Genomic DNA, 17,075 nt, shown 5'->3' with positions numbered 1-17,075 from the left:
GCCGACTTAGTCCGCCAAAAGTCAGGGCCGCCGCAAGGAATAAGTCGCTGCAAGCGACTTAACCGCTAGATTTTCCGAGATTAAGTCGGTTTAGGCGACTTAACCCCGCCGTCTTTCCCACCCAAGTCGCTCAGAGCGACTTAATGCAGTCGGGTAGCGGTTGAGCGTGACTCATCACCGGGCCTATCCTCGATTTAGACACGCCACGTCTTAGTAACCTACTACTGTACCCGTCTCCTTTGTGATGTGAGGCACTGTCTTGTATAAGAACCATGGATATAGTGATCCTGAAGGTATATGTTCATTCTTGGCTATCTTCTGTTCGTTACAGAATGTAGGACAGTCTCGTTGGGAGGAACTTAGACATGCTGTTTATCGATAACAAGGGGATCACGGATCCGACGATAAATTTGGCCATTGAGGAGTACGCACTCACAAATCTCGATATCGAGGAGACGTATCTACTCTTCTACATCAATAAGCCCTCTATTATCATTGGAAAGAATCAGAACACCTTTGAGGAGATCAACCACGAATACGTGCGTGAAAATGATATCCACGTTGTCCGAAGGCTCTCTGGCGGTGGAGCCGTGTATCACGATTTAGGAAACCTCAGTTTCAGCTTTATAACCAAAAACGACGGAGACAGTTTCAGGAACTTTCGTCGGTTCACAGAACCCGTTACAAGGGCACTGCATGAACTGGGAGTCGACGCAGTACTGACCGGTCGGAACGATATTCAGGTCGGAGACCGGAAAATTTCAGGTAACGCACAGTTTGCAACGCGAGGCCGAATGTTCAGTCATGGAACCTTGATGTTTGACGTGAACATGGAGGCGGTTGTGTCTGCACTTCATGTGAGTGCAGATAAAATCGCGTCGAAGGGCATCAAGTCGGTTCGTAGTCGTGTTGCGAACATCAAGGAGTTTCTGCAAGAGGACATGACGATTACAGAGTTTCGTGCAAAGTTGTTGAAAGCTATTTTTGGCGGTCAACAAGTACCAGAATATCGCCTTGGTGACGCGGATTGGGAGGAGATTCGCCAACTATCAGACCGACGGTACCGAAATTGGGATTGGAATTATGGAAAATCTCCAAGTTTCAATGTAAGGAAATCAAAGCGGTTCTCTATCGGATCCATCGACGTGCGGTTGCACGTCACTAACGGCATCATCGAATCTTGCAAGATTTACGGTGACTTTTTCGGTATGGGTGATTTAGGCGACGTCGAGAGCAAGATTGTAGGCTGCCGTTATCGGCTTGAGGACATTCGGGATGCGGTGGAACCAATCGATTTGAATGTCTATTTTGGAAATATCACGATGGATGAGTTTCTCACACTGTTTGAATAAACCAGAAGCGTAAACACGTTTATTGTCCATAAAAACGTACCATGTGAAGAAAACGTACCATGTGAAGAAAACGTACCATGTGAAGAAAACGTACCATGTCCAGAAAAACGTACGATGTGATGAAAACCCGCACCATGTCTACAAAACGTACTATGTGACATGGACGTACATGTTATAGCCGCATTGGTGTGTGCTCAAGAGGGACAGTTATGTGACAAACTGCACAGACTCGCTCGCGTAAATCTGTATCATCTGTATGAGAACAGTAGGAGCGATGACGTCATGACAATCCACCAATTCATGTATCTTAATTTGCGTCCTGGGATTTACAATAAATCACAGCGTGAGTGGTTGTTCCAGAAGGCAGTCTCGTGCCTTGATAGGCATGCAGTACTTGAAGTGCACAGCCACAGCAACCTCATGGTAGAGCGAACGCTGACATTGCGCCCAGGACTCAGGTATATCGCCTTCAAAGATCGGCCGAACCACATGGTGACCCAGATCTGTCAGCGTTATGGCGGGCATCAAACCTCACAATCAGTAGGGGACGATCAGGCGTTTTACATTGACGGAAGGTGTATCGATGGAGTTCAAATTGCGCGGCAGACGATACATTTGCTCCACAAGCCTCAGCGGTTCACACCGAGCCTTCGGAGACTCGTGGTTTGGACAAGTCATGTACCACATCAATTGATGGACTTATTACATGACGAGGGCTGGGAGTTCGATGTCTGTGACACGCCTCGAGTTGGTCTCGTGACGACAATTTTGGCTCGAAGGGCTACGCTTTACTTACCCTCGAGTCCTCTTGTACAGGGTTCCTGATTGTCGATCCGATGGTAAAACAAAGCGGCACTGCGGTAGCAAGCTTTCAAGCCTTCTTTACCGCAGTACCGCTTTTGTCTAGAACACAGCTGCATGTGCCATAACTTCGTCGTATACGCCCCGTACATACAGACTGTCCTGCTCCGTAGCAGCGTCTGATACAACGAGCGCAAAACCATCTTGAAAACCTTCCACGTAGGCTTCGTCGAACATTTCTCCAATATGTTGTCTCAAAAGCGTTGGATCTTCACTCGGCTTAAAATACAAAAAGAGGGCGGCGAGCGGACCACAAGATTTCTCTTCAAGAATGTCTTCTGCTACAGCTGAGCGCCCAATGGCTTCGTATGCGTCATAGATATCTCCAGAATTCAATTTTGCGCGGAGATCCACCTGAAATATATCCTCGCCAGCCTGCCTTTTTTGCTGGACTAGGGAAGTTATGAACTGAATGGCCGATCCGATACTTTCAACTGGGTGAGCGGTCTCCGACCTCATATCTTCATCACCCGCAGTCTCCAGTGGAATGGCTCCACTTCAGATACAGCAACATTTAAGCCAAGTCCCTCAAGCTCGCTGATGAGAGGTCCAGTACGGTGTGGTGCGTGAATCTCGCAGAGGGTTCCGAGTGGGGCATCCTGAACAAGTTGCAGAATGTCGTGTCGCGGGTGTGTCCTGAACAAATGGCATTGCGTGCATCAATCAGGAGGAGTGAATCCTGTCGCTGAATATCTAGCAGTTCAAGCATGTATATCGTCTCCTTTGGTTCACCGTGATTTACCCTAGTGCTGAGGCAACTGACCATGAGCCCCTATCGACGTCTAGAGTATGTCAGAATACCGCGGTCAAACTTGTGCCGCAGCTCACAAACGACCATTCTAGACGCATCAGGAGTTCGGCAGAGCACCTGGATGGGACTAACCGTGGCGGAGTATATCTCGTTGACCCGAAGTCGGTTTGCCGGATGGCAACTACCAACCAGGCATGAAAAAATCGCACAATCGTGTGACTGCGCGGGATTTAGGAAATGTACCTATCGGTGAGAACTGGTCTTATTGGGGGACAGAGAGTCGCAACTTACTACTCGGCATTACTCCAAATGAGAAGTGCAGTTCGGGCATCGCGTGGCTTCGATAGGGATGTCCGTGATGCAAAACGTGCACTTTTTGGTCGTGGGCGCAACTACAGGTGCGGGCTTTTTAAAACGATTGAACTGGCGAACCACCAGGAATACGACAAAAGCAACAATGAGAAAGTTAATGACGGTGTTGATGAATGATCCGTAGTTGATAGTCGGAGCGCCAGCAGCCTTCGCTTGGGCCAATGTGGCATAGTGTTTGCGTGAAAGGTTGATAAACAGGTTGGTAAAGTTGACTCTGCCAAGTATCAGACCAATGGGCGGCATGATGATGTCATTGACAAGCGATGTGACGATTTGATTAAATGCAGCGCCAATGATGACGGCAACCGCAAGGTCCAAGACATTTCCGCGCATAATGAATTTCTTAAACTCTTGAAACATTCTATCTCCTCCGGCTCTAAGCTTCGTGAATCAGCTTCGTGAATATGCTCGTTTCATGTCGTTTGCAGTCAGTCTAGTAAATTTGCTGATAGACGTCAATTATAATCATAGACGTGATAAGCATCTAAGGGTGGGAACAACACTCCGGGTCATGACCGGGACCGGGACAGAAGACCCGGACAGAGGGCCTGACAGAGGGACAGAAGTATAAGAAACGGTAAAAAGAGGACGCATATCTATCGTCGGATAGACACGCGTCCCCAGTTCCGTATTTTTTATTGCCTGTTCATGTATCAACGTTACTTCGTGGCTCATCAGCCACAGCGTGAACCAACGAACCAACCAACGAACCAACCAACGAACCAACCAACGACTAGAGGAACATACAGCTTAGTACGAAGCCAGGTTATAGAGACTTGGTGCGTAGATACCAGGTTTTGTACTCGTAGCCTTTCTCTTTCGCTTGTTCAGGGGTTTCGACGGCGTCCGCAATCGCAGGCGGTGCCACAACCACGTTTTCCCCCGGAGTCCAATCCGCTGGTGTAGATACACCGTGTTTATCCGAAGTCTGGAGAGCATCCACAACACGGAGAATCTCACTGATGTTTCGTCCGACGTTCATTGGATAATAAATCATGGCCCGCATGATTCCCTTGTCGTCAATGACGAAAACAGCACGGACCGCAGCCGTTGTGCTTGCACCGGGGTGAATCATGCCGTAGGCGGTCGATACCTTCATATCGAGATCGGCGATAACAGGGAATGTCACCTTGTGTCCAAAGACGTTCTCAATGTCACGAATCCATGCCAGGTGCGCTTGTACTCCGTCGACTGACAGTCCAATCAGTTGCACGTTGCGGGCTTCGAATTCTTCTGCACGCGATGCGAAACTGCCAAACTCGGTAGAGCATACCGGGGTAAAATCCGCAGGGTGAGAGAAAAGTACGACCCATTTACCTCTGAAATCGCCGAGCTTCAGTTTCCCTTGCGTGGTCAACGCTTCAAACTCTGGTGCTGGTTCATTCAAACGTGCCAATGATGTCATCTCAATCCCTCCTCGTAAACGCGCAGTAAGGCGCGCTAAATTCATTATAGCGAATGACGCATAGCGAAGGGCTCTATTTCATTCTGTTTATACTTTAATTCAAAATAAATTCATTCAATTGCGTTGACTCTCATTTGATTGCTTCGACAATCACGGCTTCGTAATGCATGGTAAAGCCGTTTGGACACTGAGTGTCGATGGCACTCGCGATCTCAGCTTGGACCAACGGCGGTGCGTAGGAAAGCAGGGCAAACAACTCGTTGAAGAATGCTAAGACGTCGTGACCGGTCGAGAATGTGTAAGGCAACTTGTGCCGACTGACGCGAATATCTCGGAAGCCAGCCTCTGTCATCGCGGCAGGCAGTTTTGAGGCTTGTTCCATCTTGATGAGAAATGGCTTTGCCATTTGAATCGCGTCTCCAAGCACATCCTCTGCAATGACAAAGAACTCACTCCAGGTTTCATTGCCCGGTACACTCAATACTACGTGTCCACTGGCAGCTACAGAATCGTAGAGACCCTTCATGCTCTCCGCAGGCTTCGAGAAGAACGGGAACGCGAGGTTGCAGACAATGAGATCGAACGGTGGCCCGTCGAAACGGATATCGTTCGCGTTCATCTCGACGAACTGAGTATTTTGGAGACCCATGACTTCGGAAGATTGGACGCACTGACGGATCATAGCGGCCGAGTAGTCTGCCCCGACAATATCAGCGTTAGGGTTTTGCTGTGCGACACGGAGAGAAACAGTTCCAGGGCCGCACGCCACGTCAAGTACACGTTTTGCACCCTGAGAAATATGTTGCTGGGCGATCTCGATAACGAATTTTGCCACCTCTGGTGCAATGAATGTTCCTACGGTGTCCTTATATCGCATAGCACCTGCGTCTGTTTTAAAGTTTGGGATTCGCAATTGGGTTATCCTCCTATGCGTTCGTGTTGAGTCTCTCTCATGATGTATCAGTTGCCCTGTCGACAATGTGACGAACACCACAATGAACGGATGCACTTGTAAGCTGTGGCTGCACTTTGAACGGACGATGAATGAGCTCCGTTTCACTGAATATGGTTAACAATGAGTGCGTGGTATCGTTCATAATTCGTCTTACCGTTCACAGGGACCTTGATTTGTCTTGGCCGCATCTTGTTTGCTTGCGGCGCCAGTTGCGATAATCTTGCCACTCTAGTCCGTATTGAGGAGGAGTTGTCATGAGAGTCGTTGCCTACGTTGACGCGATGTATCGGCTGACTGATAAACAAGCCGGATACGGGTTCCTCGTCGAGCAGATTGATGGAAGTACGGCCGTGACAATTCTCGTTGGGAACAAATCACTTCCCTTTTCCCGGCAAGGATCTGCTCAAACCGAAATTATGGCGATTGAGGATTTTGTCAGCAGGTTTGCTAGCTCGTTGTCTGTGCCGCTTCACTGTATCTATACGGATTCTGAAGGTATCCTTGGTCACCTGAATCACATCCGAACCAGAGTAAGATGGATGCGACGTGACTCGGTAAAGATTCAAACCGCTCATGCGATGGCTCAAAAACTTCGCCATCTCCCCGAATTGGTCGATATTCCGCCTTGTGGAATATCGACTTTTCACTGTGCGGGGCCTTGACTGACATTGGATGGTACAAATCATAAATCTATGTTTTGGAGTGAATCAATTGACAAAGGAGGGGAAATATAAGGGCAAGGAGGTATGCATGATGAAATATCCGTTGCGAAGACCTGATGAGAACAGCACGAATCGCTATCTCAGTGATGTGACAGCGGATGGAGCTCCGTGGGATGATGATGACGACCCGTTGATCGCGAGCCATGATGCTGCCACCGAGTCAAATTCGCTTGAACAGAGTCCACGGGAATAATCCCCGTGGACTTTTTATTTAAGCTCGGGACCCCAAATTATCTTCCTGACAGACGTTCTGAGTTTGGGCCGACATCCCACGCTAAATCCCTGACAGACGTTCTGAGTTTGGGCCGACATCCCACGCTAAATCCCTGACAGACGTTCTGAGTTTGGGCCGACGTCCCACGCTAAATCCCTGACAGACGTTCTGAGTCTGGGCCGACGTCCCAAGCTAAATCCCTGACAGACGTTCTGAGTTTGGGCCGACGTCCCAAGTTAAATCCCTGTCAGACACTCTGAGCTGACTTTACAAGAGACACCTTATTCCCATCTCACTCCCCGTCGCCAATGTGGTGACTCTTCGTCTAAACTGACATTCGCTGCATTCGCTTGGTGACATTTTTAAGCCAGGTCGTCAATTTTATGTTTTTTTAATGACGGCCTGTGAACTTTAAGAGGTAAAATTACGTCTGGTAAATGGGACAAGCAGACGACCTTTCTATCCGCATTGTCTGAGTGAAAGCGTGGGGGTTCAACATATGGGAACAAGGTGGCGAACAGTAAGTCAGGCCCCAATACTTGTGACCCTGAAAAGGGTCTGGCCGGTTTTTGCAGTGCACTTGGCAATTGTATTGACGGCTGTAGCCGTTTGGCAGAATTACTTTGGTACGTTATCACCGACGATCAGTCCTCGACAGTTCGGTGTTTTCATCGCCGGTTTATCGCACTGGGATGCAACTTGGTTTTTGGAGGTGGCCCGATCCGGGTATTTGCGCAAGATTCCGGATGAAACCGCGTTTTTCCCGCTTTACCCTGCGTTGATGGGACTGGGTGGGCGGCTTCTCAGTGCGCTCCACCACGGAGGGCTCCATGGTGTCGTCGGAAACCGTACCTACCTGTTGGCCGGAATTGCAATTTCCAACGTTGCTTTTTTTGGAGCGCTGTCTTTTTTATACCAACTGGGGCGGCGGTTTTACTCTGAGCGGCAGACGATGCGCGGTCTGTGGTTTTTGGCTCTCTTTCCAAGCAGTTATTACTTCTCCGCCGCCTACAGCGAGTCACTGTTCTTGCTATGCGTGGTTGCGGCCTTCTGGCTCGGTTATCAGCGGCGGTACTTCTGGGCTGGCCTGTTGATGGGACTTGGCGCACTCTGCTGGGACCTTGGAATTTTTGGCGTCCTCTCTTTGCTCTGGCTGGTCTGGCGTGATTTTCGCGTGGACCGACGGGTGGGGCGTTTATTCCTCCGCGCCGCTTCGGTATCGCTTATTCCCGTAGCGTGTCTATTGATTTATTTCGCATGGCTAGATCATGTCTACAAAAATCCACTGATGTTCCTGTGGGCAGAAAAGCATCATTGGCATCGACATTTTGCGTTCATCTGGACGTCACTTCGTCTGGATTACCATTATGATCCGGTCGGCTTCCTGGCCTCGGTGACGTTTCTCATCATACTCCTTGCCTCGATCCGGAGAATACCGCTCGAACAGTGGCTGTTCAGCGCCATACTTCTGTTAATCCCGTTATTCTCTGTCGCAGGTAAGTACCCGATGTCAATGGTTCGTTTCGTCTTGATGCTGTTCCCGCTGTTCTTGTTTGTCGGCGCAAAAATGCGGCGGTTGGAGACGTATATTGCCGTTATCGCAGGCTCCGCAATATTCCTCGTTTGGCTCACTGGACTATTCTCGTCTGCCCACTGGGTAGCGTAAGTTTTCTGGGATGGCTCTCGGTTTTTCCGGGGGCGATCCCGCCTTTTTTATTGTGACCAGCGTAGTCCTCGTTGTTATGAAAACCTAATCTCTGCAGTCGGTGCTTGACATGGCCGAAAAGTCTGACATAGTCAAAGGTAAGACGGAAGCTGGAAAAGGTGTGCATCGATTGGGAGAATATCATTCACTCGTCTATCAGCAACGCATGTTTTTTCGCTCAGGAAAAACGAGAGACATCGCGTTTCGTCTCGATGCTTTGAATCAGTTGCAAAGGGTCATTCAAGAGAACGAAGATGAACTAATGCAAGCTTTGAAACAAGACCTGAATAAATCCGAGTTTGAAGCGTACTCCTCCGAGATCGGCGTTGTACTGGCTGAAATTCGTTTTACACAGAAGCATCTTTCCTCGTGGGTAAAGCCAAAAAAAGTGAAGACTCCGATGACCCACATCGGATCGACAAGCTATATCTACTCCGAACCGTATGGGGTATCGCTGATTATCTCACCGTGGAATTATCCGTTCCAACTTGCGCTTGCACCCTTGATTGGGGCCATCGCGGCAGGGAACTGCGCTATCCTCAAACCGTCTGAGTTGACCCCGAACACATCGGAAGTCATGAGGCAACTGATGTTGAGTGTGTTTCCGCAGGAATACATTGCAGTCGTATTGGGCGGGGCTGAGACCAGTCAGTCTTTATTGGAAGAAAAACTGGATTATATCTTTTTTACCGGTGGTGTCGCGGTCGGCAAGATTGTCGGGGAGCGTGCAGCCAAGCACTTAACCCCGGTGACACTTGAACTCGGTGGGAAGAGCCCGTGCATTGTGCATGAGGATGCCAATCTTAAACTGGCAGCCAAGCGCATCGCGTGGGGGAAGTTTCTCAATGCTGGTCAGACTTGCGTGGCTCCAGACTACTTGTATGTGCATACGAAGGTAAAGGATTCCTTTCTCAGTCATCTGCAACAGGCAGTACAGCAACTGTATGGAACTGAGCCGCTTAAAAACGAAAATTATACACACATTGTCAGTGAGCGGCATTTTGCCAGACTTGAGTTGCTGAAGCAAAGTGGGAGAATCGTGTTCGGGGGCGGGACTAACGCCAATCAATTGGCAATGGAACCAACCGTGTTGACGGATATTAATTGGGACCATCCGGTAATGCAGGAGGAGATCTTCGGGCCGATACTTCCAGTTCTCGACTATAGCGACCTTACCGAAGTGCTCGAAGGCATCCACCATCATCCGAACCCATTGTCACTATACCTGTTCACAAACGATTCGTCCGTTCAAAAACATGTGCTCGATGAGGTGTCATTTGGCGGCGGTTGCATCAATGACACGGTATACCACTTCGTTTCTCCTTACCTGCCCTTTGGAGGAGTGGGTAACAGTGGCATTGGTGCGTATCATGGGCAAGGCAGTTTTGACACGTTCTCGCACAAAAAGGGCGTACTGAAACAAACCACTCGCTTCGATATCCCAGTTCGGTACCCAAACGTCAAGAATGGGTTAAAAATGCTGAAGATGTTTTTAAAGTAGTTCAGAGCTTATCTGATAATCTGCCATCTGATAAGGTACTATTTTCTGATAAGGTACTATTTAATGAGGTACTATTTAATGAGGTACTATCCAATCTGGGAACACGAATCAGAGACCACAAATCAGAGATCACGAACGTAGGAGTGTCAGCGGCGTGTTTGATCGGTTTTTTGTTCACTTTGGGATTGTTATTTTTCCCTTGCTGTTCTATCAGCTTTGGGCGTTTCGAAAATCGTTTGACCGTTTGCCCTATGCGACACCTATCGTTGGGTTGTACGGGGGACTTTCCGCCGTTTTGTCCGAGATGTACCCGCTGCACATCTTCGGCATGGCGGAAGACATGAAACTAATCCCTATCATTTTGGCCTTTTTATATGGAAAACGGAACGCTGGACTGATTTCCGTCGCCATCGTTGCAGCGTACCGTCTTCATGCAGGGCACTCAGGGGTATTGCTTGCCGTGATTTCGATCCTTGCATACAGCGTTCCACCCTTACTGGTGTCCAAACGTTTCGACGGTTATTCGTCTGCTCGCCGCTTGCTCGTGAGTGTTGGGCTCGCTCTCAGTGCTACACTCATTCAATTGCTGTTTGTTTTCGTGTATTTTGACACGCAGGCACCAAATCATGGTTGGGCGCTGCTTCAGCCTTACATTCAGACCTTGGTGCCCGCAGCAGTAGTGCAGACGCTGTTGATGCTGCCCGCGGTATTTGTTCTCGATAACATTGTTGAGGCAGGCAGGGTGCATCTGCAACTGGTGGAGTCGCAAAAGTCTCTTCGTGAAAGTGAAGAACGTTACCGATCCTTGGTCGAGTACAACCCCGAAGGTATTTGTGCCATTGACCGGCAAGGACAAATTCTCTTTGTCAACAAAGCCTACGAGGAGATAACCGGGTATTCCACGGAAGAATTGGTCGGATTGAACCGACTCAAGGTGTGGTTTGCTGAAGATGAAGAGTTGGCACAAGGTATCAGCAGACGTGCGTTGAACGGTGAGGTTCTGTCCAATATGGATGTCCATCTGCGGCATCGACAAGGCGACCGGATTCCGGTACGACTGACGATTGTGCCACTGATCGTGTCTGGTGAGCCGAATGGCTACTATGCCGTCGTAACGGACCTTCGCCCGATTCGCCGGGCGGAAGAAATGATGCAAAAACTGGACAAGTTGTCGACAGTTGGGGAACTTGCTGCTGGGGTTGCCCATGAGATACGCAACCCACTGACTTCGCTGAAGGGATTCCTGAAGCTGTTGAAGACGCATGATCCGACGACCAAACGATACGTGTCCATTATGGAACACGAAATGAATCGCTTGGACTTAGTCTCCGGACAGATGCTTGTACTTGCCAAGCCTCAGGTAGAGACGAAAAAGCGAATGGATGTCAGCACCGTTGTACGTGAAGTGATTGAGATTATGCGGCTGCAAGCGCTACTTGCGAGTATTTCGATTGAAGATGCAGTGACGATCCAGTCTGCATTTGTCATCGCTGACGCAAATCAGTTAAAGCAAGTTTTAATTAATGTCACGAAGAATGCACTGGAAGCCACGGGAGCAGGCGGGACTATTACCATCGGCTTAGAGCGACAAGGCCCTGTACTGGTGATGGTGGTGCGTGACACAGGACGAGGCATGCCGGCTGATATGGTCAAGAGACTTGGTGAGCCTTTTTACACGACCAAAAGCAGTGGTACAGGTCTCGGACTAATGGTCTGTCATCGGATTATCGAACAACACGGTGGAGACATCCGGTATGAAAGCCAAGAGGGAGTAGGGACGACCGTTACCATAGGCTTGCCCGATGCAGATGTGATCCATGTAGAGGCGCATGCCCGCTCTGTGAAATTATCTTCCTCCATGTAACGAACAGCCTCAGATATACAAAAAAGTGGCCGTCACCGAAGGTGACGGCCCAAGTATATAAAAAGGGGGTCAAAAGTGAATCAGTAGTGGCTGCCTACGAGACTTATGATAACCTGCAAATGTTGCAATCATGTTGCAAATACATTAAGTTATGTGAAATTTTTATTGTGACATCTCCACAACGTGAACAAATCAAAGGGAATGTCCTGTGCCTGCGGTTCGGAGACCGATTGAAGCGTTATAATTCTCAAGAGATCTGTAAGAAAGAACATCGTTCGTGAGGAGGAGCATTATGCTCGTGCGTCCATTGACGGAAGAGTATCCAGCGTATTACGTGCCTTACGTTGGCTTGGTTCCAGATGGAAATCTTGTAGAGATTCTGCAGCAACAGCAAACAGATACTTGTGCTCTGTTCTCGAAGCTTAGCGGGAAAGAGGCAGATTACCGCTATGCACCGGAAAAATGGATGACCAAAGAGGTTCTCGGTCACATCACGGACACCGAGCGTATCATGAGTTACCGTTTGCTGCGGGTGCTTCGCGGAGACAAGACCCCGCTTGCCGGCTTTGATGAAGGTGAGTACATGAAAAACGCACCGTTCCACCATTGGAGTGTCTCCGACCTGTTAGACAACTACACCGCCGTCCGCCAGTCCACCCTCGCATTGCTTCGCGGTGTGGATGCCGAGGATTGGCTGAGAAAAGGCGTCGCAAACAACATGGACGTTTCAGCAAGGGCGATTGCATATATCATCGCTGGACACGAGCGTCATCATGTCCAAATTGTACTGGAGAGGTATCTCGCAATGTAATCATTCTAATTATTCGCTGTGGGTGTGGTGAATGATTATGTTAGACCGACCTCATTTCGGGTCGGTCTGTTTTAATTTAACGGGCCAGAAGGCAGCACGTCCGAGGAGAGCCGTAATGGACGGAACGAGCAGGGGACGGACGATGAAGGTGTCGAGCAGGACCCCAATTGCGGTCACAATGCCAAACTGCACGAGAATCTGTAATGGCAGGCTCGCAAGCACGGCAAAGGTGGCTGCCAGGATTAGGCCCGCTGATGTAATGACGCTGCTCGTGCGACTTACACCTTCGCTGATGGCATTTTGGAGTGTCATGACCTCTTTCGCTTGCCAAATCCGTGACACCATAAAGATGTTGTAATCCTCCCCAAGGGCAACAAGGAAAACGAATGAGTAAAGCGGTATTGCACCGGAAATCGCGGACGTGTGCAGTCCGTAGTGCAACAAGATCCAACCGAGACCGAGCGCTGAGAAGTAGGATAGAACGACGGTCAGAATGAGGTAGACCATCGCGACAACGGATCGCAAATACAGAAGCAGCAACACGGCGATGATGGCGATGACGATAGGAATAACGGTACGTGTATCTCGGTTGGTGTATTGCTGTGTATCGTATTGCGTCGCTGTTTCTCCTCCAATCCACACGTTACTTGAACTCGTGTTCGAAACTGCAGATCCGTTTGAACCTGTTTGATTACGAGCGGCATTCGTACCTGACGTCACCGAGGCATTGCCAAGGGTCTTTTGAACGCTCTTTTCCATGATGGGGATGTCTTGCATCGCCTGTAAAGAGTATGGGTCTTCGTTGAGCGTCACGTTATAAAGGTAAATCCCTGGTTCTGCTAAACTCCGCTTTGGCTGGCTCACAGATTGAACAAAGGACAGAGACTTGAGTGTCTTTGCCACTGCCTGAGCAGATTGGCTTGCTCCGCTGTCCGTCTTTTGGTTGCCAGCCGCGCTCGCCCCATTGCTTTGATCCGATCCTGTGGTTTGAATCATCACCTGAACTGGAGCCAGCGTACCTTTGGAAAAATGATCGGAGAGCAACGTGTAACCTTCTCGACTTTGCATCGTTTTCGGGAACGAGGTCAGCAAGTCGTAGGTTGGCCGAATCTGCGCGGTAAAGGACGCAAGAATGCCAAGTACGATGACACTCGCGATGACCACTGGCCATGGTCGTGTGGAGACGATGCGCCCGATTGCTTGGCTGAACCGTCCTGGAGTTCCGGAACCTCTTGTTGCTTGACGCCTAGACATCGACTTTACACCACGTTTTGCACCGCTAATGCGCCGCATCTCCTCCGTGCGCGGAATGAACGGGAAGAACGCCATTCGACCGAGAATCGCAAGGAGAGCAGGAACCAGCGTGATCCCGGCAAGAGCCATGACCAGGATTGACAAGCTGAAGGGCACGGCAAATCGATGGTCTGAGCCGTACTTTGCAAAAAGCAGAGTGAAGAGCGACAGGACAACGGTGAGACCGCTCATCGCGACGGCCCCGGCGGCTCCGCCCGCAGCCTTTTTCATCGCTTGATGCTTGTCAGACTCGACAGCCAGCAGTTCACGGTAACGGGAGACGATGAATAGACAGTAATCCGTGCCTGCACCAAAGAGCAACACGGTCATGATAGAAATACCTTGTGCGTCTACCACGATGATTCCTGATTTTGCCAGAAGTCCGAGTAACGGGCTAACGACTCCGTAGGCAAAGCCAACACCGACTAACGGCACAAACGCGAGAATGGGAGAACGATAGAGCAAAATCAGCAAGACAAGAACGAGCAGAGTGGTCGAAGCCAGCAGCGTGACATCGGCATTTTTAAACAGACCCTGCGCGTCAACCGCAATGCCGACTGGTCCGGTGATGCGTACGTGAAGCCCAGGAGAGCTGATACTCTGCGACAGGGCATCCTTGCCGGCTGCAGCCTGGATTTGGGTTGTCATGTTCTGAATTGACTTGGTTAATACCGAAGGGTCAACATTTTGCTGAAAAGTGACGGGTAATACAAAGGTAGTGTGATCCGATGACTCAAACCCCCGCAGAGCTGCAGCTGGCATGGAATCGAGCGGAGGAATGGACTTTTGTCCAGCGATTGGATGCGTTCGCAGTTGTCTGGTGAAGACTTGAATGTCTGTCAGATCTGCAGTGGTCAGCCCGCCTGCACGGTACCAAACCACCAGCGCCGGTTGACCAGCAGATGACGGAAATGCAGTCTGCAGCTTTGTACTCGCGACAACGCTCGGAGCACTTGCAGGTAAGGAAGCCGCCTGGTTGTTTTCTTCACGGTTGACGGAAGGGGCCGCAATGGATAGAACTGCCGCAAGTACAATCCAAACAGCCACTGTGATCCACTTTGACCAACGCCCCGCGACCAAGGCGCCCCATTTTTCAAAGAAACTCGATTCGTGCATAGACTGCTCCTTTTGCCGATAGAAACGGCGTGATGTCATTTTATTTATATACTGGAAGGTTAATTTTGTCGAGATAGAAAAATGTTTTTTACGAAGAACGTCAAAAAGAGGGCAAGCCCACGTGAGCTTGCCCTCCGATTGATCACTCGTCAGTGCTGATTACTCGAAGTTGTACAGCGCGGTAGACAGGTAGCGCTCACCGGTGTCAGGCAATAAGACCACAATCGTTTTGCCCTTGTTTTCCGGACGCTTTGCCAGTTCTGTTGCTGCGTGGATGGCCGCTCCAGATGAGATACCGACCAGTAGACCTTCTGTTTTGGCAACGCTGCGTGAAGCTTCAAAGGCTTGCTCATTTGTGACTTGGACAATTTCATCGTAGACCTCTGTGTTGAGCACAGATGGAATGAACCCTGCTCCAATACCCTGGATTTTATGAGGTCCTGAGCTACCACCGGACAAGACAGGAGAATCGGTCGGTTCTACCGCAATGATCTGAACGGATGGCTTACGTTCTTTTAAAACCTCACCGACCCCTGTTATCGTTCCGCCCGTGCCGATGCCGCTGATGAACAGATCGACCTCGCCGTCGGTGTCTTCCCAGACTTCGAGCGCAGTCGTGTTGCGATGAATTTCGGGATTTGCTGGGTTATCGAACTGCTGCGGGATGAAGGCGTTGTCCATTTGCTCTTTCAGTTCTTCTGCCTTGGCAATGGCACCTTTCATGCCCTTTGGTCCTTCTGTCAGTACAATTTCTGCGCCCAGCGCCTTGAGCAGGTTCCGACGTTCAACGCTCATGGTCTCAGGCATGCAGAGGATACAGCGATATCCTTTGGCTGCCGAAACAAAAGCAAGCGCAATGCCTGTATTTCCGCTGGTCGGTTCAATAATCGTCGTCTGGCCTGGCGTAATTAAGCCCGCTTGTTCTGCAGCCTCAATCATGGCGAATCCAATCCGGTCTTTGACGCTTCCGAGCGGGTTGAAGTATTCCAGTTTGGCTAGTACCTCCGCACCAGTCTCATCACTAATCTGGCTGAGACGCAGCAGCGGCGTATTGCCAATCAGTTGAGTCAAGTCTCTCGCAATTTTGGGGCGTTGTTTCAAGGTCATCAGTCACCAGCTCCTCTTTTTCATAAGGACGAATCGCACACAGTTGTCGAATTCTTCCTTCACTTGTGTGAAGTGGTAGTTTTACTTTGCGTCTCATACACTCCGACAGCTCAATATAATACCCTTAATTCCGATGAACATAGTCGGCTCGAGATCAATAGTATCGCATTGACTGACCATTGTACAGTTCCACGTGATCAAATCTACTCGATAGGCGGAAACAAAATCAAACTTGGGTATTGACGACGTCTTCTGTCCAAATGTACACTGCACATATCCCTTTAAACCGATTAAACAAATCAGAATAAGAGGTGTTTGATCCGTGGCTATCGTGAGTGATGAACAGGTTGTTTCACTGGCTGAAACGTTTGAGTTCTTACGGCCAGAAGAGATTTTAGCTGAGGCTTTAAAGCGAATTCCAAACCTGGCGTTGGCATGCAGTTTTGGGGCCGAAGATATGGTTCTTCTCGATATGCTCATGAATTTGGCACCTGAGACAAAGGTTTTTTACCTTGACACAGACGTGCTCTTTCAGGAGACATATGACCTCATTGAGGAAGCTAAACAACGATACACAATTCCGAACCTGATTCGGGTCAACTCGACATTGACACTGAAGGAGCAGGCAGAAATACATGGCGATGCGCTGTGGACGAGGGAACCGGACAGGTGCTGCAACATCCGAAAAGTCCAGCCATTGACTGAAATGCTATCTACTCTAGACGGATGGATCACGGGTATTCGGCGTGACCAAACAGCCTTTCGGGCTGGTGCGCAGGCCTTCGAACAAGACTACAAGTTTGGACTGATTAAGGTCAATCCGTTGATTTGCTGGACCGAGGGTGATGTATGGCAGTATATCCGCGACAACAATGTGCCCTATAATCCCCTTCACGACCAAGGGTACCCGAGTATCGGCTGCGTTCATTGCACCAGAGCGGTGAAACCAGGCGAAGACTCGAGGAGTGGTCGATGGTCAGGCTTTGTCAAGACGGAGTGCGGATTGCACAAGTAAGTGGGGAACGTCATTTCACACGCATCTTGAC

Annotated in this window: 15 protein-coding genes; 9 read left to right on the top strand and 6 right to left on the bottom strand. The window is 49.6% G+C overall.

The genetic code is table 11. From position 1 onward, the window contains the following. Nucleotides 1-365: 365 nt before the first annotated feature. Entirely contained in the window at nucleotides 366-1,352 is a 987-nt protein-coding gene (gene lplA, locus AN477_RS20935) for a lipoate--protein ligase (RefSeq protein ID WP_054971133.1), read from the top strand. Between the two features lie 282 nt (nucleotides 1,353-1,634). Next, nucleotides 1,635-2,177, top strand: coding sequence for a hypothetical protein (locus tag AN477_RS20930; RefSeq protein ID WP_054971132.1), 543 nt, complete (start codon nucleotides 1,635-1,637; stop codon nucleotides 2,175-2,177). A gap of 78 nt (nucleotides 2,178-2,255) precedes the next feature. On the opposite strand, the gene AN477_RS20925 is transcribed toward AN477_RS20930, so the two are convergent. From AN477_RS20925 to AN477_RS20905, 4 genes are all read right to left on the bottom strand, one after another. Continuing rightward, nucleotides 2,256-2,672 (bottom strand): hypothetical protein, encoded by a 417-nt coding sequence (locus AN477_RS20925; protein WP_054971131.1) that lies wholly within the window; start codon nucleotides 2,670-2,672, stop codon nucleotides 2,256-2,258. Nucleotides 2,673-3,264: 592 nt separating this feature from the next. Next, nucleotides 3,265-3,696: a large conductance mechanosensitive channel protein MscL gene (mscL, locus tag AN477_RS20915; RefSeq protein ID WP_054971129.1), complete on the bottom strand. Its 432-nt coding sequence runs from the start codon at nucleotides 3,694-3,696 to the stop codon at nucleotides 3,265-3,267. A gap of 406 nt (nucleotides 3,697-4,102) precedes the next feature. Then, complete coding sequence (locus tag AN477_RS20910; protein ID WP_054971128.1) at nucleotides 4,103-4,741, bottom strand: peroxiredoxin; 639 nt, start codon at nucleotides 4,739-4,741, stop codon at nucleotides 4,103-4,105. A gap of 130 nt (nucleotides 4,742-4,871) precedes the next feature. Continuing rightward, the gene (locus tag AN477_RS20905; RefSeq protein ID WP_054971127.1) at nucleotides 4,872-5,654 is read right to left on the bottom strand and encodes a class I SAM-dependent methyltransferase; all 783 of its coding nucleotides are present in this window, start codon (nucleotides 5,652-5,654) and stop codon (nucleotides 4,872-4,874) included. Between the two features lie 296 nt (nucleotides 5,655-5,950). Between AN477_RS20905 and AN477_RS20900 the strand changes: the two genes are divergently transcribed. The 6 genes from AN477_RS20900 to AN477_RS20880 all read left to right on the top strand — a co-directional run bounded on the left by AN477_RS20900 (nucleotide 5,951) and on the right by AN477_RS20880 (nucleotide 12,513). Continuing rightward, a complete protein-coding gene (locus AN477_RS20900; RefSeq protein WP_054971126.1) occupies nucleotides 5,951-6,358 on the top strand; it encodes a hypothetical protein in 408 nt (135 codons plus the stop codon). Between the two features lie 91 nt (nucleotides 6,359-6,449). Then, nucleotides 6,450-6,611: a hypothetical protein gene (locus AN477_RS24835; protein WP_157062100.1), complete on the top strand. Its 162-nt coding sequence runs from the start codon at nucleotides 6,450-6,452 to the stop codon at nucleotides 6,609-6,611. 520 nt (nucleotides 6,612-7,131) lie between these two features. Next, nucleotides 7,132-8,298 carry a hypothetical protein gene (locus AN477_RS20895; RefSeq protein WP_054971125.1) on the top strand — a complete coding sequence of 389 codons (1,167 nt, stop codon included), beginning with the start codon at nucleotides 7,132-7,134 and terminating at the stop codon, nucleotides 8,296-8,298. A 169-nt stretch (nucleotides 8,299-8,467) separates the two neighbouring features. Continuing rightward, nucleotides 8,468-9,838: an aldehyde dehydrogenase gene (locus AN477_RS20890; RefSeq protein ID WP_245631918.1), complete on the top strand. Its 1,371-nt coding sequence runs from the start codon at nucleotides 8,468-8,470 to the stop codon at nucleotides 9,836-9,838. Nucleotides 9,839-9,992: 154 nt separating this feature from the next. Beyond that, complete coding sequence (locus AN477_RS20885) at nucleotides 9,993-11,702, top strand: ATP-binding protein (RefSeq protein ID WP_054971124.1); 1,710 nt, start codon at nucleotides 9,993-9,995, stop codon at nucleotides 11,700-11,702. Between the two features lie 292 nt (nucleotides 11,703-11,994). Next, nucleotides 11,995-12,513: a DinB family protein gene (locus AN477_RS20880; protein ID WP_054971123.1), complete on the top strand. Its 519-nt coding sequence runs from the start codon at nucleotides 11,995-11,997 to the stop codon at nucleotides 12,511-12,513. A 51-nt stretch (nucleotides 12,514-12,564) separates the two neighbouring features. Here the strand turns inward: AN477_RS20880 and AN477_RS20875 are convergent, their stop codons facing one another. Then, entirely contained in the window at nucleotides 12,565-14,922 is a 2,358-nt protein-coding gene (locus AN477_RS20875; RefSeq protein WP_054971122.1) for an MMPL family transporter, read from the bottom strand. Between the two features lie 159 nt (nucleotides 14,923-15,081). Continuing rightward, a complete protein-coding gene (cysK, locus tag AN477_RS20870; RefSeq protein WP_054971121.1) occupies nucleotides 15,082-16,029 on the bottom strand; it encodes a cysteine synthase A in 948 nt (315 codons plus the stop codon). A gap of 322 nt (nucleotides 16,030-16,351) precedes the next feature. On the opposite strand from cysK, the gene AN477_RS20865 reads away from it, so the two are divergent. Beyond that, complete coding sequence (locus AN477_RS20865) at nucleotides 16,352-17,044, top strand: phosphoadenylyl-sulfate reductase (protein WP_054971120.1); 693 nt, start codon at nucleotides 16,352-16,354, stop codon at nucleotides 17,042-17,044. Nucleotides 17,045-17,075: the final 31 nt, after the last annotated feature.

Origin of the sequence: Paenalicyclobacillus ferrooxydans (genome assembly GCF_001399675.1) — a bacterium.
GTDB classification, from domain to species: Bacteria; Bacillota; Bacilli; order Alicyclobacillales; family Alicyclobacillaceae; genus Alicyclobacillus_B; species Alicyclobacillus_B ferrooxydans.
This window is presented reverse-complemented; position numbering and strand designations above follow the sequence as displayed.